This window comes from Pseudomonas shahriarae (genome assembly GCF_014268455.2).
Taxonomy (GTDB): Bacteria; Pseudomonadota; Gammaproteobacteria; order Pseudomonadales; family Pseudomonadaceae; genus Aquipseudomonas; species Aquipseudomonas shahriarae.
Window position 1 is genome coordinate 3,904,633 of record NZ_CP077085.1, and the last position, 22,371, is coordinate 3,927,003.

A 22,371-nucleotide genomic window follows, 5' to 3' on the forward strand; every position below is an offset into this window, starting at 1 on the left:
AAGCTGACCGGCCCGAAAGGATCGGTACAAGAAGCTCAAATGCTGCTTGTCTTCGTTATGAAACCATTGCGTAGCAGTTCATCAGAAACACTACATGCATCAGGTTCAAGACCCTGTCCGTATTTGGCAGACCGTTTCTGACGCCCGGTTTTCATAGCCGGAGACAACTAACGTGAATTAACGAATCAACTGAAGATCGCCAACTGGTCAAGGGGCTTACACATGAATCTGAACAACCAACCAACTATTGATGAATTGGCTGAGATGTTCGCAGCGCAGAAAGACACACTCGACGACCATATCCTGTGGATTGGCAAATCGGGCGAAGTGCAAATTGACTGCCTGGCGCCCCATACCGAAGAAGCCGAGTTCGACCGCAATAACCGTGAACTGGCGGCGCGCCTGAAGATGTACCGCCGCGGCCAGGGTTATGTTGGTAAAAAAGCAGCTGCCGATCGCAACTTTATCGAGCAGGTCTTCGATACACTTAACAATGCCTGGGAGTCGTTCAAGGACAACTCGCAAGTTAAAGTGATTGACCGCTACTACTAAGAATAACCAGACCTTTGTGGGAGCTGGTTTGCCTGAGATAACCGTTTAACGATCAACCTAGTTGTTGAGTGTTAAATAGCTATCCCTGGCAAGCCAGCTCCCACATTTGTTTGTGTCGACTTAAATCCCCGGGAATCGCCCCTTCCCCGCTTCGTCGCGGAAGATATCAAACAGTGCCTGCGCCGCCGCCGACAGCTCATGCCCCGGCTTGGTCAGCACCCCAATCGGCCGCTCGATCACCGGGTCACACAAGGTGATGCAACGGGCCCCCGCCTCTTCCATCTGCTGTGCGCACAATGCAGGCACGGCGCTGACGCCCAGGCCGCTGGCAACCATCTTGCCCACGGTTGCCAATTGATGGCTTTCCAACGCCACCGGCAGTTTCATCTGTAACGCGCCGAGGTGCTCCTCGAGCATCACCCGGACCGTGGAAGGCCGCTGCAAGGTAATGAACGGTTGCACCAGCAGGGTTTTCCAGTCGATCGCGGTCATGTCCGCCAGCGGCGAGTCGCCGGGCACCACCGCGACAAAGCGGTCCAGATACAGCGGGGTGAAGGCCAGCGACGACCCCGGTGAAGGCTCAAACGCCACACCCAGCTCCACTTGGCGATCACGGACCATTTCCAGGACCTGCTCATTGATCAAATCGTGCACCGTGACATTGACCTGGGGAAACCGCGCACGGAACACCTTCAGGATCGGCGGCAGCAGGTTGCCGGCAAACGACGGCATCGCCGCCACCGTCACGCGCCCGCGCTGCAGGGTAAAACGCTGGCGCAGTTCATCCTCGGCATTGTCCCAGTCGGCAATCAACCGGCGAGCCAGGGGCAACAGGGATTCGCCTTCAGGGGTCAGCGCGACGTTGCGCGTATTACGGCTGAACAGCCGCCCGCCCAGGCCCTCCTCCAGGCCCTTGATGGTCAGGCTCAGGGCCGACTGGGACAAATGCAGGCGCTCACAGGCGGCGGCAAAACTCAGGCTCTGGGCCACGGCAAGAAAGGCCCGCATCTGTTTAACTGTCATGACGCTGCTCCTACGGCTTGGCGATTGTGCTGTTTTTTAAATCAATCAACCTTAAAAAACAACTTAACAAATCAATCTGTCAGCGCAACACTCGAGTCACTGGCTGGACCACAAACAATAAAAGAGGTGCATATGGCAGGTTTCGATAAACGCGTGGCGTCCTATGAAGAAGCGCTGGCAGGCCTTGAAGACGGCATGACCGTACTCTCCGGCGGCTTTGGCCTGTGCGGCATCCCGGAAAACCTCATCGCCGAAATCAAGCGCAAAGGCACCCGCGACCTCACGGTGGTCTCCAACAACTGCGGCGTCGATGGCTTTGGCCTGGGTGTATTGCTCGAAGAAAAACAGATCAGCAAGGTCATCGCCTCCTATGTCGGTGAAAACGCCCTGTTCGAGAAGCAACTGCTCAGCGGTGAAATCGAAGTCGTGCTGACGCCCCAGGGCACCCTGGCCGAAAAAATGCGTGCAGGCGGCGCGGGCATTCCGGCGTTCTTTACCGCCACCGGTGTTGGCACGCCCGTCGCCGAAGGCAAGGAAACCCGCGAGTTCAATGGTCGCCCGTACCTGATGGAAGAATCCATCACCGGCGACTTCGCCATCGTCAAAGGCTGGAAAGCCGACCATTTCGGCAACGTCATCTACCGCCACACCGCCCAGAACTTCAACCCGCTGGCCGCCACCGCCGGCAAGATCACCGTGGTCGAAGTCGAGGAAATCGTCGAACCGGGCGAGCTGGACCCGGCGCAGATCCACACCCCTGGCATCTACGTCGACCGGATCATCTGCGGCACCTTCGAGAAGCGCATCGAACAGCGCACCGTCCGCAAATAATCTGCCCAGCCCGAACAATAAGAGGAACAGCACTATGGCTCTTACCCGCGAACAAATGGCTCAACGCGTCGCCCGCGAAATGCAGGACGGCTTCTACGTCAACCTCGGCATCGGCATCCCGACCCTGGTGGCCAACTACATTCCCGAAGGCATGGAAGTGATGCTGCAATCGGAAAACGGCCTGCTGGGCATGGGACCGTTTCCTACCGAAGACACCATTGATGCCGACATGATCAACGCCGGCAAGCAGACCGTCACCGCGCGTATCGGCGCCTCGATCTTTTCCTCGGCCGAGTCCTTCGCAATGATTCGCGGCGGCCACGTAGACCTCACGGTACTCGGCGCCTTTGAAGTGGACGTACACGGCAACATCGCCTCGTGGATGATCCCCGGCAAGCTGGTCAAGGGCATGGGCGGTGCCATGGACCTGGTGGCCGGCGCAGAAAACATCATCGTGATCATGACCCACGCCTCCAAGGACGGTGAGTCCAAGCTGCTCAGCCAGTGCAGCCTGCCGCTGACCGGTGCCCACTGCATCAAGCGCGTGCTGACGGACCTGGCGTACCTGGAAATCGAAAATGGCGCTTTTGTCCTCAAGGAACGCGCACCTGGCGTCAGCGTTGAAGAGATTGTGAGCAAGACCGCCGGTAAACTGATCGTCCCGGACCACGTTCCAGAAATGCACTTCCAGTGAGGACAGATTCCATGCAAGACGTCGTGATTGTTGCTGCCACCCGTACCGCCGTGGGCAGCTTTCAAGGAGCCCTGGCCGGCATCCCGGCACCGGAACTGGGCGCCGCCGTGATCCGCCGCCTGCTGGAGCAGACCGGCCTGGACCCTGCGCAAGTGGACGAAGTGATCCTCGGCCAGGTCCTGACCGCAGGTTCGGGCCAGAACCCGGCACGCCAGGCGTCGATTCTCGCCGGCCTGCCACATGCAGTGCCCAGCCTGACCTTGAACAAGGTCTGCGGCTCGGGCCTCAAGGCCCTGCACCTGGGCGCACAGGCCATCCGCTGCGGTGACGCCGAGGTGATTATCGCCGGCGGCATGGAGAACATGAGCCTGGCCCCGTACGTGCTGCCCGCCGCCCGCACCGGCCTGCGCATGGGGCACGCGAAGATGGTCGACAGCATGATCACCGACGGCCTGTGGGACGCGTTCAACGACTACCACATGGGCATCACCGCCGAGAACCTGGTGGACAAGTACGGCATCAGCCGTGAAGCCCAGGACGCCTTCGCCGCTGCCTCCCAGCAAAAAGCGGCTGCGGCAATTGAAGCCGGGCGCTTTGCTGATGAAATCACCCCGATCCTGATTCCCCAGCGCAAGGGCGACCCGATTGCCTTTGCGGTGGACGAGCAGCCCCGCGCCGGCACTACCGCCGAATCCCTGGGCAAACTCAAACCGGCCTTCAAGAAAGACGGCAGCGTCACCGCCGGCAACGCGTCGAGCCTCAACGACGGCGCCGCCGCCGTGTTGCTGATGAGTGCCGATAAAGCCAAAGCCCTCGGCCTGCCGGTGCTGGCGCGTATCGCCAGCTACGCGAATGCGGGTGTCGATCCGGCGATCATGGGCATTGGCCCGGTGTCCGCGACCCGTCGTTGCCTGGACAAGGCCGGCTGGCAGTTGGCCGACCTGGACCTGATCGAAGCCAACGAAGCCTTCGCCGCACAGGCGCTGGCAGTGGGCAAGGAACTGGAGTGGGACGCGGCCAAGGTCAACGTCAATGGCGGCGCGATTGCCATTGGCCACCCGATTGGCGCCTCAGGCTGCCGTGTGCTGGTGACCCTGCTGCATGAAATGCTCAAGCGCGACGCCAAGAAAGGCCTGGCGACCTTGTGCATCGGCGGCGGCCAGGGCGTGGCACTGGCCCTTGAGCGCGACTGATTCAACGAGCAACATGAAAGAGGCCCGGCTCCACGAAAAGCCGGGCCTTTTTTTGCCTATTTGATTTGCGAACCCCCTCCAATGTAGGAGCTGGCTTGCCTGCGATAGCGGAGGGGCAGTCACCGGCAGCATTGACTGATACACCGCTATCGCAGGCAAGCCAGCTCCTACATTAGATATCTAGCGTCCATTGGATTGCGGCACGGCAAATACCGCGGTGGCCCGCACCACCACCTTTTCCCCCACCTGCAAGCTGACCGTGGCAAACGCCATCTGCCGTCCGCGCTTGTGGTGCTCCAGCTGCACCTCGATCCACTCCCCCACCTGCACCGCCCCCAGATAATCGAGGGTCATGCTCGCGGTAATCAACGGCAACGGCGGGTCGCTGGAAAACGCCATGGCGTACCCCATGCCGACATCCGCCAGGGTCGCCAGTACGCCGCCATGCACCGTGCCACGCCCGTTGGCATGGCGGTTGTCGGCGCGCAGGCCCAGTTGCAGGTGCAGTCCCTCGCCACGGCAATACACCGGCCCCAGCAAATCCAGGAGCGGGCTGCTGCGGGGCAAGGGAATAAAGCCTTCAGGGACGTGAGTCATGGTGGATCTTCCTTGTGACCGGGCCCGAGGTTTAACCTGCTCCGGTGGATGCAGCCAGCATGATCAACCGGGTAAATCAGTGACGATAAGCCTGCGCCCGCTTTGCGTTCGCCGGGCAAACCGGCTTTAATCGCCGCGCACTTTATCCCGCACACTTGAAGGAACCGTAATGCGCCACCTGGAAGGCAGATCTACTGCATTGATGTTATTGGCCGCCCTGCTGCTCGGCGGCTGTTCGCCCAAGGAGTATTCCGAGTCGACGCCGATCAATGGCGAACAGGGCCGGGCCGGCGCGCTGTTGGCCTATGAACACGAGTTGAGTCTGGCGATGCCGCTGGCCCTGCTCGCGCCACGCATGCAGGCCACCCGCCAAGCCTGCGAGTCGGCACAGTTCGGCGCCTGCAATATCCTGCGTATCGAAGAGAACAGCGACGGCGGCATGATCGTGTTGCGCATCGCCCCCAGCGGGGTCGAACCCTTGGTGAAGATGGTGGCCGAGGGTGGGCAACTGGGCCAGCGCATCACCAGCGCCGAAGACCTGGCCGACGCGGTGGCCGATGTGCGCCGTCGCCAGGAACGTTTGCAGGCCCAGCAAAAACGCCTGGATGAACTGGCGGCGCGCAAGGACATCACCGTGGGCGACCTGATCACCCTCACCAAGGAACAGGCCTCCATCGAAAACGAGCTGCAGGAACTGGCGCAGATCGCCGCCGGCCAGCAGCGGCGCCTGGACACCAACCGCGTGACCTTGAACTTCAGTCCATCCGACGGCGAGCATCAGCAATCACGTTTTGCGCGGATGTTCGGCAACCTCGGCGACAACCTGGTCGACGGCACCGCCGATGCCCTGGAACGCTCCAGCTACGTGCTGCCGTTCGTGATCCTCGCCTTCCCGGTGTTGTGGCTGTGGGTCTGGTTGTGGCGCAAGCTGGTCAAGCGCCGCCCCTGACCTCAGCGCTTCATGCAGCGCTGGTAACGCTCATCCACGCGCTTGGCGAACCAGGCCGTGGTGAGGTTACGGGTGATCTTCGGGCTCTTGAGCACAATCCCCGGCAGGATCGCCCGTGGCAGCGGCTTGCCTTCGGCTTTCTCGGCCAGGGCAAATACTCGCTGGTATAGGGTGGTCTGTTCAAAATCCAGGCGATCACCCTGCTCCAACTGGCTGCGAATGCTCGGGTTGCGCATGTCCAGCTTCTTGCCCAGTGAGCGCACCGCCAACTCCGTGGTGCCGGGCATGATCGAGCCATAGCGGATCAAATCGCCATCCAGCGCCAGGCGGGTCCCGGAAGCACGGCTGACCGCGGCCTGGAACGCGGCATTGCGGCTGGCGTACCAACCGGCGTTGAAGTCGGCAAAGCGGTACAGCGGCTGCTCGTAGCTCACCGGGTAACCCAGCAAATGGGCAATGCCGAAGTACATGCCGCCACGCCGGGTGAACACTTCGCGGCGAATGCTCCCGTCTACGGTGTAGGGATAATTGCGCGCCTGCTGCTCTGCGAAGGCAATGCTCACCTGCATCGGGCCTGCGGTATGCACTGGGTTGAAACTGCCAAACAAGGTGCGGCCCAACGGCACTGTGCCGATAAAGTCGTCAAAGATCCCACTCAGGTCCTTCTCGGTACGCGCAGCGCTCAGGCGGTCGGCGTAGGACTTACCCGTAGGCGAGCGCAGTTGCAACGCGGTGCGCACCAGCACGGCCGGCACATGCACCTTGGCTGCACGCTTGAGGATTTCATCCTGGGCGATCTTGCCCATGTTCGGCACCGGCGGGTCGACCTGATAGGTGGACTCTTGCTCGGTGACCGCCAGCACCGCACAGATATTTTCGGTGCTGGGATAGATCTTCTGGCTGTCGAGCGCCGTGTAGATATCCTGGGCCCAACCGGCACGATCCGGCACCTTGGCCGGCATCAGTCGCACAATCTGCGCCTTGACCTCGGCCTCACTGCGTTCGGGGAGTTGCTGGCTGCGTTGGGTCGAACAGCCGGCCAGCACCAATAAGGCGGCCAGGCCGAGAGTCAGCCGGGATGAAAGCATGCGGGGGGTGTCCTGTGAGTCGCTGAAAGTGCCCACTATCTCACAAACCCACGCCCACCCCCTGCAGGAGCGGGCTTGCCCGCGATGGCGCCCTCAAGCCGGCTCCCACAGTACATGCGCTGGGATCAGATACCGGCGAGCGCCAGGTCCATCGCAAAGTAGGTAAAGATCAGGTCCGCACCGGCGCGCTTGATCGAACCCAGGGTTTCGCGCACCACCCGCGCTTCGTCGATGGCGCCGGCCTGGGCGCCGAACTTGATCATCGCGTATTCGCCACTGACCTGGTACGCCGCCACCGGTAAACGCGAGGCTTCGCGGATGTCGCGGATGATGTCCAGGTAAGCACCGGCCGGCTTGACCATCAGCGAGTCGGCCCCTTCCTGCTCATCGAGCAAGGATTCGCGCACGGCTTCGCGGCGGTTCATCGGGTTCATCTGGTAGCTTTTGCGGTCGCCCTTCAGCGCGCTGCCACCCGCCTCGCGGAACGGGCCATACAGGGCCGAAGCGAATTTAGTGGAGTACGCCATGATCGGGATATGGCTGAACCCGGCCGCATCCAGCGCCCGGCGAATGGCCTGGACCTGGCCGTCCATCGCGGCCGACGGCGCGATCACATCGGCACCGGCACGGGCTGCCGCCACCGCTTGCTTGCCCAGGTTGGCCAGGGTGCGGTCGTTGTCCACTTCATTGCCGTGCATCACGCCGCAATGGCCGTGGTCGGTGTATTCGCAGAAGCAGGTGTCGGACATCACGATCATTTCCGGCACCGCGTCCTTGCAGATCGCCGACATGCGCGACACCAGCCCGCGCTCGTTCCAGGTATCGCTGCCGCTGGCGTCCAGGTGATGGGACACGCCGAACGTCATCACCGACTTGATCCCGGCACGGGCAAAGCGCTCGATTTCACTGGCCAGTTTCGATTCGGGGATGCGCATCACGCCGGGCATGCTGGTGATCGGCACGAAGTCATCGATTTCTTCTTCGACGAAAATCGGCAATACCAGATCATTGAGGGTGAACTCGGTTTCCTGGAACAGGCTGCGCAGCTCAGGGGAACGACGCAGGCGGCGGGAACGGGCTTCGGGGAACTGACTGGACATGGGGTTTCCTACAAAAAAGGCCAGGGCACGTGGCAAGGCCGCTAGCTTAAGGGCGAAAGCTTATGCCCGGATTGACCGAGAGCACAAATACGGCGGCCATAACGGTGTTTTGCCATTCACGTAACAATGCGGTCTAGGCTAAACAAGCAGGAGCAGCAACGAGTGACCTGTAGAGACCGAGCTGTCCCCTTCCCCACAGGTGCGTTACGGCGTTACAGGCTCAGGCGCCCTTCGATACACAGCGAGACGGCGCCGCCGATCCAGATCTCATCGCCCTGCTGCTGCACGCGAATACGCCCGGCGCGGCCGATGGCCGTGCCCTGGCTGACCACGTACTGGCTGGGGGCCAGGCCCGCACCGAGCAGCCATTGTGCGACACCCGCGTTAAGGCTGCCGGTGGCCGGGTCTTCGGGGGCGCCGTCACCGGCAATAAACGCGCGCACTTCAAACTGCGCATCCACCTCGTCGCGCGTCGGGTCGCACGGAGCAACCACGCCCACCGCCAGCCCGAGCAGTTTTGAATAGTCCGGCTGCAACTCCAGCACCGTCTGCCGGTCCGTCAACATCAGCGCCAGCCAACCGGCGCCGTTATCGACCCACTGGCTGCGCACAATCGCTGCGGGCTCAAGGTTGAGCGCCAGGCGCACACGCTCCAGCAACTCGGCATCCAACGGCCCTGAACGCAGCAAGGGTGGCGCGATAAACGCCAGTTCCTCGCCCTGGCGACGGATGCGCACCAGGCCGATCTCGCATTCCTGGATGATCTCGTCGCCCTGGGGCACACCACCGGCCTGCAGCCACGCCCGGCAACTGCCCAGGGTTGGGTGGCCGGCGAACGGCAGCTCCTGCACGGTGGTGAAAATCCGCACCCGGTAATCCGCACGCGGGTCGCGCGGTTGCAGCAGGAACGTGGTTTCGCTGAGGTTGGTCCACTTGGCGAAGTCAGCCATCTGCTGGTCACTGAGGCTATCGGCGCCCAGCACCACGGCCAGCGGGTTGCCCTTGAGCGCCACGCTGCTGAACACGTCCAGTTGCTTGAAATCAAAAGTCGGCATGGGTCAGCTCGGAATATTCAGGCCACGGATCACCGCCGGCCGGGCGACAAAGCCATCCAGCGCGCGCAGTACATTGGGGAAGTCGGTGATGCCCACCAGATCGCCCGATTCATAGAAGCCAATCAGGTTGCGGATCCAGGGAAAGGTGGCGATATCGGCGATGCTGTACTCATCCCCCATGATCCAGCTGCGGCCCAGCAGGCGTTTTTCCAGCACCTCCAGCAGGCGCCGGGCTTCGGCGGCATAGCGGTCGCGGGGGCGTTTGTCTTCGTAGGCCTTGCCGGCGAACTTATTGAAGAAACCGACCTGGCCGAACATCGGCCCGATCCCGGCCATCTGGAACATCAGCCATTGCAGGGTTTCGTAGCGCGCAGCAGGTGCCTGGGGCAGTAGTTGCGCGGTTTTCTCTGCCAGGTAAATCAGGATCGCCCCCGACTCGAACAACGCCAGCGGCTCACCGCCGGGACCGTTGGGGTCGATGATCGCCGGGATCTTGTTGTTGGGGTTCAGGGACAGAAACTCGGGCGAGAGTTGGTCCTGGGTATCGAAGCTGACCTTATGCGCCTCATAGGCCAGGCCCACCTCTTCGAGCATGATCGAGACTTTGACCCCATTGGGCGTCGGCAACGAGTACAGCTGCAGGCGTTCAGGATGCTCGGCTGGCCATTTGGTAATAATCGGAAACGCTGCAGCGGAAATCATCGATGTACCCCAAGGTGAGAAAAACCCATGATAGCCATCCGGCGGCGCGCCTGCATCGGTCTTCAATTCGCAACATGCGCTGGTTAATCTCTTGCACCAAGCGAACCAAAACGCTCTGGCGCACTCTTAGAAGCGCTTGAACGGTTGAATGGAGGCATACCGCCATAACTGTCACGGAAAACCGCACGTTGCTTGGAGCATCGCTGTGGCTGGGCCTTCCAGCCTTGATCCGACGCACCGAAGACTCGACCACTAATGAAAATCAAGCCTTTGTGCCTTGGCAAACGTTTCAAAAAATATGCTTATTTCCTGGTGCCAACGGTGTTCGTCGGCGGTGCCTTGATGCTGGCTTTCGAAGCCCGCGAAAGCAGCGCCGAGCCGAAGAACGGCGTGCAAACCCTGGTGTTCCTGCGTCATGGTGAAAAGCCTGTGGGCGGCCTGGGCCAACTCAATTGCCAGGGCCTCAACCGCGCAATGAACCTGGCCACGGTATTGCCGGAAAAGTTCGGCGCTGCCGACTTTGTGTTCGCGGCCAACCCGACGCGCAATGTCGAAGAAGGCGAGTTCGACAATTCCTACAGCTACATTCGGCCATTGATGACCATCAGCCCCAGCGCGATCAAACTCGGGCTGCCGGTGAACATCGAGTTTTCGGCCAACGATACCAGCGACCTGGCTGACGAATTGATGGAGGACAAGTACCACAACTCCACCATCTACACGGCCTGGTCCCATGGCTACCTGCCGGAATTGATCAACAAGGTGGCCAGTGAAGCGGTCGGTGAGGAGTACACCATCACCGAAGACTGGTCCGGCGGCGATTTCGACACCCTGTACGTGTTGACCCTGACCTGGCAGAACGGCAAGGCCAGCCTGCTCAGCCGCAACTACAAGCAAGGCCTGGATAACGGCTTGCAGACTTGCCCGGATGCAACGCACGTAGCCGCCGACACCTGACACCGGGACCGCGTATGATGCGTCGCTATCGACTTATCTGCGGATCTTGACCATGTCTAACCTCACCTCTGCCAGCCCTGCTCGCGGCTGGTCCTTCTGGTGGAAACCGGCGCTGTTCCTGTTGGTGGCCTGCGTCGGCCTGTATTACGTGAAGTGGTCGCCCTACTACTTCAAGGCCTTTGTCGCGGCCGACAGCCACAGCATCGGCAACTCGATTCTCAATGACCAGCAGGGCTCGCCATTGGCGGCCGCCCTGGCCTATGCCCAGGTGTATTTCCTGGCGATCTGGAAAGCCGCCGTGCTCGCGGTGATTCTCGGTTCGTTATTGCAGGTGCTGATTCCACGGGACTGGCTGTTGCGCCTGTTCGGCCGCGCCGGACTGGGCTCCACCGTGCGTGGCGGGCTGTTCGCCTTGCCGGGCATGATGTGCAGTTGCTGCGCCGCGCCGGTGGCCGCCGGCATGCGTCGTCAACAAGTGTCGGTGGGTGCTGCATTGGCGTTCTGGATGGCCAACCCGGTACTCAACCCCGCGACCCTGGTTTTCATGGGGTTTGTGCTGGGCTGGGACTTTGCCGCCCTGCGCCTGGTGGCCGGTGTCGTGCTGGTGATCGGTGTCGCGCTGATCGCCCAACGCATCGCCCGCCCCGAGCAGGTGCCCCAGGTAGCACTGGAGGCCGTGGCCGACGTCAGCGGCACCGAGACCCAGCCGTTCCTCAGCCGCTGGCTGCGCACCCTGTGGCAGTTGTTCTGGAGCACCATCCCGATCTACATCCTGGCGGTGTTGCTACTGGGCGCGGCGCGGGTGTGGCTGTTCCCACACGTGGACGGGGCGATGGCCGATAGCCTGCTGTGGCTGGTGCCCCTGGCGATCGTCGGCACCCTGTTTGTGATCCCCACCGCCGCAGAAATCCCGATTGTGCAGACCATGATGGCCCTGGGGCTGGGCACCGGGCCCGCGGTGGCACTGCTGATGACCCTGCCGAGCGTGAGCCTGCCGTCGCTGTTGATGCTGCGCAAGGATTTCGATACGCGGGTGCTGGTGACGGTGGCCGGGCTGACCATGCTGATGGGTGTGGTGTGCGGGTTGGTGGCGGTGGTCGTCCTTTAGGAAGGGTTGACTGTCAGGGCCTCATCGCAGCATAGGTATCTACACAACTCTTTTATCTAGTGCTTGTTGGGTTTGTGTACATATCCGTTGCTGCGGTCACGGCCACTTAGGGTTCCGCCCTTACGGCGGCTCACTTTGGAAGAGCGCCAAAGTAAGCAAAGCGCTCTTGCCCCACCACTCGGTGCCTCGCCTAGGCTCGGCATGCCCGCAGTCAGGCATTGCTCCGTGGGCCCGCCGCGATCGGCCATCCATGGCCGTGTCGCGGCTACCCCGGCATCCATGCCGGGGTGCCCACTGCGCAATACCTGCCTGCGGCCATCGTGGTTTAACGGGGCGCCTAAGATCAAGATCAAAAGCCAGATCAAAAGCAGAGCAACAGCAATCCCAAAGCGCGAAACTGCATTCCCTGTGGGAGCTGGCTTGTCGGATCGCCGCATCGCTGCGATGACGCCCGAAAGAACACATCAGAGTGTCAGGTATTCATTTGTCATCGTTAACGACCATCGCGGGCAAGCCCGCTCCCACAGGGGTACCCACACGCCTCGACGATCAGGTCGGCTACCAGGCCGCCTCGCTTTGCTTTTGATCTTGATCTTGATCTGAGGCGCCCCGTTAAACCACGCTGGCCGTCATCCGATTTTGATTTGGGGGGGGTAACCCGGCAGGACGCCGGGTTAGCCGCGCTGGGCCATGGATGGCCCATCGCGGCGGCCCCCCAAATCAATGTCGGATGACGGGCACACCGAGCCTAGGCGAGGTGCCGAGTGGTGGGGCAAAAGCCCTAATGAGATGGTCAGCCCGGCACGGGCCCCCGGTAAATCTAGACTTACCGGAAGGCCCACTTTCGCTAAGGAGACCGCTCATGAACAGCTTGGCATTACTTGGTCTTGATATTGGAAAAAGCACCTTTCACCTCGTAGGGCACGACGTACGCGGCCATGAGGTGCTGCGCAAGCAGTTCAATCGAAATCGACTGCTTCAGTTCCTGGCAAAGCTTGAGCCCTGCACGATAGTAATGGAGTCCTGCGGCGGCTCACATTGGCTCGCCAGGAAGCTTATTTCCTTCGGCCACCAGGTGAAACTTATAGCTCCGCAGCATGTGAAACCGTACGTCACCGGCAATAAAAATGACTACATAGATGCCGAGGCAATTTGCGAGGCGGCGTCCCGTCCCAAGGCACGCTATGTTGCGATCAAGACGGTGGAACAGCAGGTGCTCTCGACCCAGCACCGCCTCCGAGAGGCATTGGTATGCCAAAGAACTCAAACCATCAATCGTATCCACGGATTCTTGCTGGAATTTGGAATTGCGCTACCGGCGACCAAAGCCGCCATGAACCAAATTCATCAAATACTGGATGACCCTGCCGCTGAGTTGCCTCAACAGTTGACGCAGTTTATCGAGCATCTGTTGGAAGACATCAAACGGCTTACGGTAGAGATTAAGTCCATCGACCACAGCATCAAGGAACAGGTGGCAGTTGATGACGCGGGAACACGCCTAATGAGCATCCCCGGTATCGGCCCCATCATCGCTAGCGCGCTGCTGGCCGACGTCGGGGACGCTTCCAATTTTCACTCAGCGCGAGACTTCGCTGCTTCGCTGGGGCTGGTGCCAAGGCAGTACTCAACAGGTGGCCAAACCGTCCTTTTGAACATCAGCAAACGTGGTGATAAATACCTTCGAAAGCTCTTGGTTCAAGGCTCGCGGGCAGTTTTGGTGCGCATAGATAAACGCAACGACGCCTTGGGGGCTTGGTGCCGAGACCTGCTGACGCGAAAGCACCCAAACAAGGTTGCCTGCGCCCTGGCCAATAAACTAGCAAGAATCGTATGGGCCGTTTTAGCTCGCGGAGGTAGCTACAACGCGCAGTTGATGACTTGATCGAAACACTACCGGCTTTTGCGACGACAACGATGATGACGATAAACAGCTCAAATCTCGCCTGAGAACCTGGTAAGCAAAACAGCTTTTGAAGCTGAAGCCCTTTTCAAGGACAGGCGGGAGCGACTATTCATCAAGGGCCAAGCGGTGAAACTGCCGACTATGAGCCCGGATACATTAGCGCAAGCATGCTTTACCGCTCATCGTCTGTGGTTGCAAGGGGTGGGCTGATGTACGGGACAACCACATAGGTTACAAAAAAGTGCATTCACATAGGTGACACTTTGATTGAAACATACCCGTTCTTTGCGTCTCTAGCATCGACACGGCCTAGGATCACAGGCCCGAAGATCACCTCCCAGACATCATCTCGAATTAGCTCCATTCCAATGGTCTGATGCTTGAGCAGATTGCCTATGTAGATCCTAAGACCTGCTCGATTGATGATTCCATTACTATCAGCCAGGTAACACTCCACGTGGCTCGCATACCCCATTTCAGGCAGCTTTTCCGGGTAAGCGCGGGGTGAGGGCAAATAACATGAGGCTGGTGTTTTCTGGCCAAGCGCCTCGTGCCCTCGCTCATGATTATAGTGCTGCATAAAGCGATCAAAGTGTTTCTGCTGAGCTTCCCAAGCAATCGCCGCTGGTTGGGGCAAAGTGCTTTTCAGGGTTCGGTGCATCCTTTCATGGCGCCCATTCTGATCTGGGCGGCCGGGCTCAATTCGCTCAGGGATAATCCCCAACCGCAGCCACCAGATCGACAGCTGTGATAACCCTGCACGGCCCGTGCTGGCAAACGGTATGCCGTTGTCGGTCCGAATACGTTCAGGCAAGCCATACTCGCGAAAAACACGCTCGAAGGTTTGTTGGGTTTCTTTGAAGTTGGTATTGCGCATGCCCTGGCAGGCCAGTAGAAAGCGGCTGGCATGGTCCATGATCGTCAGCGGATAACACCACACTCCGGCCCCTGTCAGAAACTGCCCCTTGTAGTCAGCGCTAAAGAGCTGATTTGGGGTTTCTACCTTGCACAGGGGCTTTGGATAGACAGCCACGCGCTGACGCACACGTCGAGGTGCAATCAGATCAGCGGCCTTGAGGATGTTGTAAATGGTGGTTTTCGAGGGTGGATCCTGCCCGGGAAAACGCTGGCGCAAGTCGTTCTGAATCTTCTTCGGCCCGGGAATAGTCTCCCCGATAGAACGAAGCTCGATAATTGCTTGCCTGATAGCAAGAGGCACAACATAGGTTTGATTGTGCCGGCACCGGCTACGTTCTTCGAGCCCTCTGGGTCCTTCAGCCTCGTACCGTTCGACCCATTTGTAGCCAGTCTTTCGACTGACCTGGTAGTCGCGGCACAGCTGGCTAAAGGTATCTCTTTCAGCCAAATAGGCGGCGATGAACATCACTTTGAGGTCCATAGGTTTCAGCTCTTCCCAGGGCATGGTCAGATCCTCACAAAATCGACCCTGCCAGTTAATAACTGTTACCTATGTGCGTGAACTGATTTGTAACCCATGTGGGTGAGTCATACCCTGACCATACATTTGCTTACTTTGGGGCTTTTCCAAAGTGAGCCGCCGTAAGGGCGGAACCCTAAGTGGCCATGACCGCAGCAACGGATATGTACACAAACCTAAGAATCACTAAAGAGACCTGTAGCTCATCGCAGGCAAGCCAGCGATGGTGCCCTGAAAACCAACCAATCACCCGCGCCGGGCAGCACGCTCGCGCAGATACTCCACCACCGCGCCCTGCTCCCCGGAAAACTCGATCCGGGCGCCCTTCTTCTCACGCTGGAACGCGTACATCGGATCGTAATATTCACGCAGCCCGACAATCCAGCCGCGATGCAAATCCACGTTCCCCGAGCGGGCCTGCTCGGCCAGGGCGTCCTGCATCAGCCCGTGCAAGCGCTGGTAGCGCTCCCCACCCAGACGCTTGTGGATATTGGCCAGGCTCTGCACCAGGCGCTCGGCGAACAGGCAGAAGCCCGCTTCACCAAACTCTGCGTTGAACTGCGCGCACAGGTCGATCACATAGTCGCGCAAGACCCGCTCGACGCGGTTTTCCAGGCTCTCTTCCAGCCACACCATCGGGTACGCCTGCATGCCCCGGTGCAGGTTCAGCGGCAAGGCGCAGCTACCGATCATGCGGCTTTCGTCCTCAAGCACAAACTGCTCGATGCCCCGCGCGCGCTTTTTCAGTACGTCCACCGCCAGGCGGTTTTCAAAGTCGATATTCGACGGCTGGCCCGTGGCCCGCTTGCCAAAGCTGGAGCCCCGGTGGTTGGCGTAGCCTTCCAGGTCCAGGCCGTTGCGCAGTTGTTGGAGCACCTCGGTCTTGCCGCTGCCGGTCAGGCCACCCAGCAGGACGAAATCGCACTGCTCCACAGCCTGGTCCACGGTCTCCAGCAAGAAGGTACGCATAGCCTTGTAGCCACCGCCGACCCGGGGATAGTCGATCCCCGCTTCGTCCTTGAGCACCTTCTGCACCAAGTGCGAGCGCAAGCCGCCACGGAAGCAATACAGGTAACCGTCAGGGTTGGTCTGGGCAAACGCGGTCCAGCGCGCCAGCCGCTCCTGCAGCGTTGCGCCGCTGACCAGTTGGTGCCCCAGCACAATCGCCGCCTGCTGCCCTTGCTGCTTATAGCAAGTGCCCACCCGCTGGCGTTCGTCATCGTTCATCAACGGCAGGTTGACCACGCCGGGGAACGCACCCTTGACGAATTCGACCGGCGCACGGGTATCCATCATCGGCCGGTCGTTAAGAAAGATATCGCGGTAATCGGTGATGTCGATGGGCATCAAGACACCTCTACCGCGTGGCTCTGTCGCTCGACCAACTGGCCAATGGGCCCAAGGTTCAGCCCCAGTTCGGCCGCTGCCGCGAGAAACTCGGCTTCGCCCTCAGGCGTGACCGCCACCAGCAACCCGCCACTGGTTTGCGGGTCGCACAGCACGCGCTTGTGCAACTCATTGATACGGCCCAGTTGGCGCGAGTAACTGTCGAAGTTGCGCAACGTACCGCCAGGCACACAACCCTGGTCAAGGTAGTACTCGACCCCTGGCAGACGTGGGACTTTTTCGTATTCGATAAGCGCGGTCAAACCGCTGCCGTCAGCCATTTCCACGAGGTGCCCGAGCAGGCCGAAACCGGTCACGTCGGTCATGGCGCTGACCCCGGCCAGCTTGCCAAAGCGGCTGCCGGGCTTGTTGAGGGTGCACATCCAGTCCCGCGCCAGGCCGATATCGGCTTCCCGCAGCTTGCCCTTCTTCTCGGCGGTAGTAAGGATGCCGATGCCCAGGGGTTTGGTCAGGTACAAGCGGCAACCGGCGGTGGCGGTGTCGTTGCGCTTCATATGACGCTTGTGCACCAGCCCGGTGACGGCCAGGCCGAAGATCGGCTCCGGGGCGTCGATGGAGTGCCCACCGGCCAGGGGAATGCCCGCCGCGTCGCACACCGCACGGCCACCGCGAATCACTTCCCGGGCGATCTCCGGGGCCAGCACATTGACCGGCCAGCCGAGAATCGCGATGGCCATCAACGGATCGCCGCCCATGGCGTAGATATCGCTGATGGCGTTGGTGGCAGCAATGCGCCCGAAATCGAAGGGATCGTCGACGATCGGCATGAAAAAGTCCGTGGTGGACACCACCCCGCGCTCGTCATCAATGGCGTACACCGCCGCGTCGTCCCGCGAGGCATTACCCACCCAGAGCTTGGGGTCGAGGTTCTGCGCACCGCTGCCGGCGAGGATCACTTCCAGCACCTGTGGCGAAATCTTGCAGCCGCAACCGGCACCGTGGCTGTACTGGGTCAGGCGAATCGGCTCGTTCATGGTGGACCTCAAACTATCAAGTGCGGGGATTCTAACAGACAGCAAAAGGCCGGCTGGGCTCTTGTGAGCGCAGCCGGCCTTTGGGGTTCAGCGGTTACTGGCGGGCAGCGAGCAAACGCTTGTGGCGATTACGCCGGGCAATGTTCAGGCACTCGATGGCAGCCGAGAAAGCCATGGCCGCGTACACGTAGCCTTTCGGCACATGGGCACCGAAGCCTTCGGCGATCAAGGTCATGCCGATCATGATCAAGAAGCCCAGGGCCAGCATGACCACGGTCGGGTTGTCGTTGATGAACTTGGCCAGGGGTTCAGCCGCCACCAGCATCACGATTACCGACGTCACCACAGCAATGATCATGATCGGCAAGTGCTCGGTCATACCGACGGCGGTGATGATGCTGTCGATAGAGAACACCAGGTCGAGCAACAGGATCTGCCCGATGGCCGCGGCAAAGCCGATAGCCACGGTGTTGCCGACGCTGGCCTTCTCTTCGGGCTCCGGGTCCATGCTGTGGTGGATCTCGGTGGTTGCCTTCCATACCAGGAACAGGCCGCCGGCGATCAGGATCATGTCCTTCCACGAAAACGCCTGGCCGAAGACTTCGAATACCGGCGAGGTCAATTGCACAATAAACGCGATGGTGCTCAACAGGCCCAGGCGCAGTATCAGCGCCATGCTGATGCCGATGCGCCGTGCCTTGGCCCGGTGCTGCTCCGGCAATTTATTGGTGAGGATCGAGATGAAGATCAGGTTGTCGATCCCCAGCACGATTTCCATGACGATCAATGTCGCCAGGGCCACCCAGGCGGTAGGGCTCGCGGCCAGTTGTACAAGATAATCCATAGGTCAGTCCTGACTCGGTATACGGGGAATTAAGCTTCTTGGGAACTTGGCTCAGGCTTGGAGTCCTGATCTTGCTCGTCGTCCTTGGGGGCGATCAAGCCCTGGGTCGCTTCGCTCAACGCCTGTTCGGCGGCTTTATGGGTGTCGTCAATGGCCTGCTTGGCCGCTTCGCTGGCTTTGCCCAGCACCTGCTGCGTGCTTTTCTCGACCTGGTCGCAACCACTGAGCACCACTAATGAAAGCGCAAGCAACGACGCCGCGCCCAGGGAATTGAGTTTCATGATGTATTCCTCGTTAGAACCGTTGGGCCCAAGCATTGGGCTCGCGATAGCGAGGCATTCTAAGGAAGCGAACACTTCAGGAAAATTCGTATTTTTTTCGCTTATACTTCGATTTATACGAAGTAACACTCTGCAACCGAGGCACCTGATGCTCAACTACCGACAACTGCATTACTTCTGGGTGGTCGCCAAGACCGGCAGCATCGTGCGTGCCTGCGAGCAACTGAACCTCACACCGCAGACCATCAGCGGGCAAATCAGCCTGCTGGAGCAGACATTTGGTATCGCACTGTTTCAACGAGTCGGCCGCCAGTTGGAACTGACCGAGGCCGGGCGCCAGGCCCTGCCCTATGCCGAGCAGATGTTCCAGACCGGCAGTGAATTGGAAGCGATGTTGCGCGCCCAGCCCAATGAACAACAGATTGTGTTTCGTGTCGGCGTGGCGGACGTGGTGCCCAAGTCCATCGTCTACCGCCTGATTGCGCCGACCATGGAGCTGAGCGAGCCGCTGCGCATCACCTGCCGCGAAGACAAACTGGAGCGGCTGTTGGCCGACCTGGCGATCCAGCGCCTGGACCTGGTGATCTCCGACAGCCCGATGCCGACCCACCTGGATATCAAGGGCTACAGCCAGAAGCTGGGGGAATGTGGCATCAGCTTCTTCGCCACCCAGGCGCTGGCGGACCTGCACGGCGGCGATTTCCCACAATGCCTGCACGGTGCGCCGCTGTTGATTCCAGGTGCAGAAACCGTGGTGCGCAGCCGTTTGCAGCGCTGGTTCGCCGAGCAGCAGATTCGTCCGAAGATTATCGGCGAGTTCGACGACAGCGCCTTGATGCAGGCGTTCGGCCAATCCGGCAGCGGGATTTTTATCGCCCCCAGCGTGATTGCCGAGGAAGTGCTACGCCAATACGGCGTGGCATTGATTGGCCAGACAGACGCGGTCACCGAGTCGTTCTATGCCATCTCGGTGGAGCGCAAGGTCAAGCACCCCGGCATCGTGGCGATTACCGAAGGTGCTCGCCGCGAGCTGTTTACCGCGCTTTAGGCGCAGGCGACCCGGGTCTTGGCGGTCATCAGCCACAGGGCCAGGAGAATCGACAGCAGGATAAACCCCGACGCGGCAAACCCCAGGCTGCCCAGGCCCATGGTGTCGATCACCCGCCCACCGACCATCGCGCCCAGGCCAATGCCCAGGTTGGCCCCGGCAATGTTCAAGGACGCAGCAAATGCCGGCGCATGGGGTGCGGCCTTCATCAACCGCACATGGCTGACCAAAAACAGCGCCGCCTGGGTCACGCCCCAGATCGCCATGGCCGCCGCCAGGCCGAGGGTGGAGTGGATCGCCGGTACCAGCGCCACCATGCCGGCGATCATAAAGCCGCAGAACACCATAGAAGCGATCAGCGGATGCTTGTCGACCATGCGCCCGCCCAGGGAGTTACCGATCAGGCCGACGGCGCCAAAGCCCATCAGGCACCAGCCCACCAGGGTGCCATCGAAGCCGGCCAGGCGCTCCAGAATATCGGCCAGGTAGGTGTAAGCGGTGAACATGCCGCTGAAGACCAGGATCGACAGCAACACATGGCCCTGCATCAACGGGCTGCGCAGGATCTTGAACTGCGAACGCAGGGTCACCGCGTCCTTTTTCACGGTGGTGGCCGGCAGGTAGATCAACAGCAGCAATGCCTTGAGCATCGCCACCCCGGCGAGGATGCCAAAGGCGCTGCGCCAGCCAAACGCATCGGAGATCAGGGTGCCCACCGGGATGCCGAAGACGGTAGCGCAGACAATCCCGAAACCGATCTTGGCAATCGCCCGGCCAGCGTAGTCCGGCCCGACGATGTCCACTGCCGTTTCACTGGCCAGGGCCCAAAACACCGGCAGCCCCAGAGCGGGAATCAGGCGGGCCACGGCCATCACCCAGATATTCGGCGCCAGGGCCGCCAGGGTATTGGCCGCGCCGAACATCAATAGAATGCTGATAAACAGACGCTTGCGCTCGAAACGCGCGAAATACGCGGTCAGAAACGGCCCGAACGCGGCCACGGTAAAGGCAAACAAAGTCACCAGCAGACCGGCCTGGGACACGCTCACATCCAGGTCGCGAGCGATGGAGGGTAATAGCCCGACAATCACAAATTCGGTGGTCAACACGGTAAAACCGGCTGCGGACAGCAGCAGGATGGGCAACAACATGCACAACTCCAGAAACGGCGACGCCAGCGTTAGCCTTGAGGCCCGCTGACAGAGATATAAGAAGAGGATGGCGAATCTTAACAGAATGTGACCGTGCCACACACGGACTTGGCGACTGAATGCCGCAGTAAACTGGATATTTCCTACAGCATGTTAGACTTCGCGCCCTGCATAGCGCTGTACACATTAAAAAAACTAGAGACACTCTTATGACTGCTGCTCCCTCTCTCTTTCAACGACTTATGCGCCTCAGCCTGGTCACCCAGATTGTCATCGGCCTGGCCGCTGGCATCTTACTGGCCCTGCTGTCGCCCAGTGCGGCCCTGTCCACCGCGTTTATCGGCAAGGTATTTGTCTCGGCGCTCAAGGCCGTGGCGCCAATCCTGGTGTTTGTGCTGGTGATGGCCTCGATTGCCAACCACAAGCATGGCCAGGAAACCCATATCCGGCCGATTCTGTTCCTGTACCTGCTGGGCACCTTTTCCGCTGCGGCGGTCGCGGTCATTGCCAGCACCCTCTTCCCCTCGAACCTGGTGCTCAGCACCCATGACGTGGCCGTCAGCGCCCCTGGCGGGATTGGCGAGGTAATGCAGGGCCTGGTGCTCAGCGTGGTGGACAACCCTATCAGCGCCCTGATGAACGCCAACTTCATCGGGATCCTGGCCTGGGCCATCGGCATGGGCATCGCGATCCGTCATGCCGGGGAAACCACCCGTACCGTGCTGGCCGACCTGTCCAACGGCGTCACGCTGATCGTGCGCGTGGTGATTCGCTTCGCCCCCCTGGGTATTTTCGGCCTGGTGGCCTCGACCCTGGCTGCTTCCGGCTTCGATGCCTTGCTGGGTTATGCGCACCTGTTGCTGGTGTTGATCGGCTGCATGCTGTTCGTGGCACTGGTGGTCAATCCAGCCATCGTGTTCTGGAAACTGCGCCGCAACCCGTACCCGCTGGTGCTGTTGTGCCTGCGTGAAAGTGGGATCACCGCCTTCTTCACCCGCAGTTCGGCGGCCAATATCCCGGTCAACCTGGCGTTGAGTGAGCGCCTGGGCCTGCATGAAGACACCTATTCGGTGTCGATCCCGTTGGGTGCGACCATCAATATGGCCGGCGCCGCGATCACCATTACCGTGCTGACCCTGGCGGCCGTGCACACCTTGGGCATCGCCGTCGACCTGCCGACCGCCGTGCTGCTCAGCGTGGTTGCGGCGGTCTGTGCGTGTGGCGCGTCGGGTGTGGCCGGGGGTTCGCTGTTGCTGATTCCACTGGCGTGCAGCCTGTTCGGCATTCCGAGTGAAATCGCCATGCAAGTGGTGGCCGTAGGCTTCATTATCGGGGTTTTGCAGGATTCGGCGGAAACCGCGCTGAACTCGTCTACCGACGTGTTGTTCACCGCTGCGGCGTGCCTGGGCCAGGAAGACAAGAACCCGGCCTGACACAACCCGGCAAGCAAGTGGGCGCTGGTTTGGGTGGAAG

General features: G+C 60.5%; 22 protein-coding genes. 10 read left to right on the forward strand and 12 right to left on the reverse strand.

The window, feature by feature from the left end:
• Window positions 1-222: 222 nt before the first annotated feature.
• A complete protein-coding gene (locus tag HU773_RS17240) occupies window positions 223-552 on the forward strand; it encodes a hypothetical protein (protein ID WP_029296579.1) in 330 nt (109 codons plus the stop codon).
• 120 nt (window positions 553-672) lie between these two features.
• On the opposite strand, the gene HU773_RS17245 is transcribed toward HU773_RS17240, so the two are convergent.
• A complete protein-coding gene (locus tag HU773_RS17245; protein ID WP_120733548.1) occupies window positions 673-1,575 on the reverse strand; it encodes a LysR family transcriptional regulator in 903 nt (300 codons plus the stop codon).
• Window positions 1,576-1,707: 132 nt separating this feature from the next.
• Between HU773_RS17245 and HU773_RS17250 the strand changes: the two genes are divergently transcribed.
• Genes HU773_RS17250 through HU773_RS17260 form a run of 3 tightly spaced genes read left to right on the forward strand, consistent with a single transcriptional unit; the run spans window position 1,708 to window position 4,293 of the window.
• On the forward strand, window positions 1,708-2,406 hold the full coding sequence (locus HU773_RS17250) for a CoA transferase subunit A (RefSeq protein WP_010211319.1): 699 nt from the start codon (window positions 1,708-1,710) through the stop codon (window positions 2,404-2,406).
• 34 nt (window positions 2,407-2,440) lie between these two features.
• Entirely contained in the window at window positions 2,441-3,100 is a 660-nt protein-coding gene (locus tag HU773_RS17255) for a CoA transferase subunit B (protein WP_057439446.1), read from the forward strand.
• An 11-nt stretch (window positions 3,101-3,111) separates the two neighbouring features.
• A complete protein-coding gene (locus tag HU773_RS17260; RefSeq protein ID WP_057444130.1) occupies window positions 3,112-4,293 on the forward strand; it encodes an acetyl-CoA C-acetyltransferase in 1,182 nt (393 codons plus the stop codon).
• A gap of 180 nt (window positions 4,294-4,473) precedes the next feature.
• On the opposite strand, the gene HU773_RS17265 is transcribed toward HU773_RS17260, so the two are convergent.
• A complete protein-coding gene (locus HU773_RS17265) occupies window positions 4,474-4,890 on the reverse strand; it encodes a PaaI family thioesterase (RefSeq protein WP_057439447.1) in 417 nt (138 codons plus the stop codon).
• A 169-nt stretch (window positions 4,891-5,059) separates the two neighbouring features.
• Between HU773_RS17265 and HU773_RS17270 the strand changes: the two genes are divergently transcribed.
• On the forward strand, window positions 5,060-5,839 hold the full coding sequence (locus HU773_RS17270) for a DUF4349 domain-containing protein (protein WP_057959113.1): 780 nt from the start codon (window positions 5,060-5,062) through the stop codon (window positions 5,837-5,839).
• A 2-nt stretch (window positions 5,840-5,841) separates the two neighbouring features.
• Here the strand turns inward: HU773_RS17270 and HU773_RS17275 are convergent, their stop codons facing one another.
• The 4 genes from HU773_RS17275 to HU773_RS17290 form a co-directional block, all read right to left on the reverse strand.
• A complete protein-coding gene (locus tag HU773_RS17275) occupies window positions 5,842-6,927 on the reverse strand; it encodes a DUF1615 domain-containing protein (RefSeq protein WP_186626210.1) in 1,086 nt (361 codons plus the stop codon).
• A 125-nt stretch (window positions 6,928-7,052) separates the two neighbouring features.
• Window positions 7,053-8,027 carry a porphobilinogen synthase gene (gene hemB / locus HU773_RS17280; protein ID WP_057959111.1) on the reverse strand — a complete coding sequence of 325 codons (975 nt, stop codon included), beginning with the start codon at window positions 8,025-8,027 and terminating at the stop codon, window positions 7,053-7,055.
• 212 nt (window positions 8,028-8,239) lie between these two features.
• Complete coding sequence (locus HU773_RS17285) at window positions 8,240-9,082, reverse strand: PhzF family phenazine biosynthesis protein (RefSeq protein WP_169990480.1); 843 nt, start codon at window positions 9,080-9,082, stop codon at window positions 8,240-8,242.
• Between the two features lie 3 nt (window positions 9,083-9,085).
• Complete coding sequence (locus tag HU773_RS17290; protein WP_057439451.1) at window positions 9,086-9,784, reverse strand: glutathione S-transferase N-terminal domain-containing protein; 699 nt, start codon at window positions 9,782-9,784, stop codon at window positions 9,086-9,088.
• A gap of 255 nt (window positions 9,785-10,039) precedes the next feature.
• Here HU773_RS17290 and HU773_RS17295 point away from each other — a divergent pair, with 255 nt between their 5' ends.
• The 3 genes from HU773_RS17295 to HU773_RS17305 all read left to right on the forward strand — a co-directional run bounded on the left by HU773_RS17295 (window position 10,040) and on the right by HU773_RS17305 (window position 13,734).
• Complete coding sequence (locus tag HU773_RS17295) at window positions 10,040-10,741, forward strand: histidine phosphatase family protein (RefSeq protein ID WP_169990481.1); 702 nt, start codon at window positions 10,040-10,042, stop codon at window positions 10,739-10,741.
• A 52-nt stretch (window positions 10,742-10,793) separates the two neighbouring features.
• Complete coding sequence (locus HU773_RS17300) at window positions 10,794-11,849, forward strand: permease (RefSeq protein WP_057439453.1); 1,056 nt, start codon at window positions 10,794-10,796, stop codon at window positions 11,847-11,849.
• Window positions 11,850-12,711: 862 nt separating this feature from the next.
• Window positions 12,712-13,734 carry an IS110 family RNA-guided transposase gene (locus tag HU773_RS17305; RefSeq protein ID WP_120732161.1) on the forward strand — a complete coding sequence of 341 codons (1,023 nt, stop codon included), beginning with the start codon at window positions 12,712-12,714 and terminating at the stop codon, window positions 13,732-13,734.
• Between the two features lie 268 nt (window positions 13,735-14,002).
• Here HU773_RS17305 and HU773_RS17310 read toward each other — a convergent pair whose 3' ends face one another.
• From HU773_RS17310 to HU773_RS17330, 5 genes are all read right to left on the reverse strand, one after another.
• On the reverse strand, window positions 14,003-15,178 hold the full coding sequence (locus HU773_RS17310) for an integrase core domain-containing protein (protein WP_169990682.1): 1,176 nt from the start codon (window positions 15,176-15,178) through the stop codon (window positions 14,003-14,005).
• 261 nt (window positions 15,179-15,439) lie between these two features.
• Window positions 15,440-16,540 (reverse strand): tRNA 2-selenouridine(34) synthase MnmH, encoded by a 1,101-nt coding sequence (gene mnmH / locus HU773_RS17315; protein WP_169990067.1) that lies wholly within the window; start codon window positions 16,538-16,540, stop codon window positions 15,440-15,442.
• Window positions 16,540-17,574, reverse strand: a complete 1,035-nt coding sequence (gene selD / locus HU773_RS17320; RefSeq protein WP_057959109.1) for a selenide, water dikinase SelD — start codon at window positions 17,572-17,574, stop codon at window positions 16,540-16,542. Before selD ends, mnmH begins: the two co-directional genes overlap by 1 nt.
• A 94-nt stretch (window positions 17,575-17,668) precedes the next feature.
• Entirely contained in the window at window positions 17,669-18,418 is a 750-nt protein-coding gene (locus HU773_RS17325) for a TerC family protein (protein ID WP_057439456.1), read from the reverse strand.
• Between the two features lie 29 nt (window positions 18,419-18,447).
• Complete coding sequence (locus HU773_RS17330) at window positions 18,448-18,699, reverse strand: hypothetical protein (RefSeq protein WP_057959108.1); 252 nt, start codon at window positions 18,697-18,699, stop codon at window positions 18,448-18,450.
• A gap of 148 nt (window positions 18,700-18,847) precedes the next feature.
• Between HU773_RS17330 and nhaR the strand changes: the two genes are divergently transcribed.
• Window positions 18,848-19,747, forward strand: coding sequence for a transcriptional activator NhaR (gene nhaR, locus HU773_RS17335; protein ID WP_057959107.1), 900 nt, complete (start codon window positions 18,848-18,850; stop codon window positions 19,745-19,747).
• Here nhaR and HU773_RS17340 read toward each other — a convergent pair.
• Entirely contained in the window at window positions 19,744-20,898 is a 1,155-nt protein-coding gene (locus HU773_RS17340; protein ID WP_057439459.1) for an MFS transporter, read from the reverse strand. The genes nhaR and HU773_RS17340 overlap by 4 nt on opposite strands.
• Window positions 20,899-21,107: 209 nt before the next feature.
• Here HU773_RS17340 and sstT point away from each other — a divergent pair, with 209 nt between their 5' ends.
• Window positions 21,108-22,331, forward strand: coding sequence for a serine/threonine transporter SstT (gene sstT, locus HU773_RS17345; RefSeq protein WP_057959106.1), 1,224 nt, complete (start codon window positions 21,108-21,110; stop codon window positions 22,329-22,331).
• Window positions 22,332-22,371 lie beyond the last annotated feature (40 nt).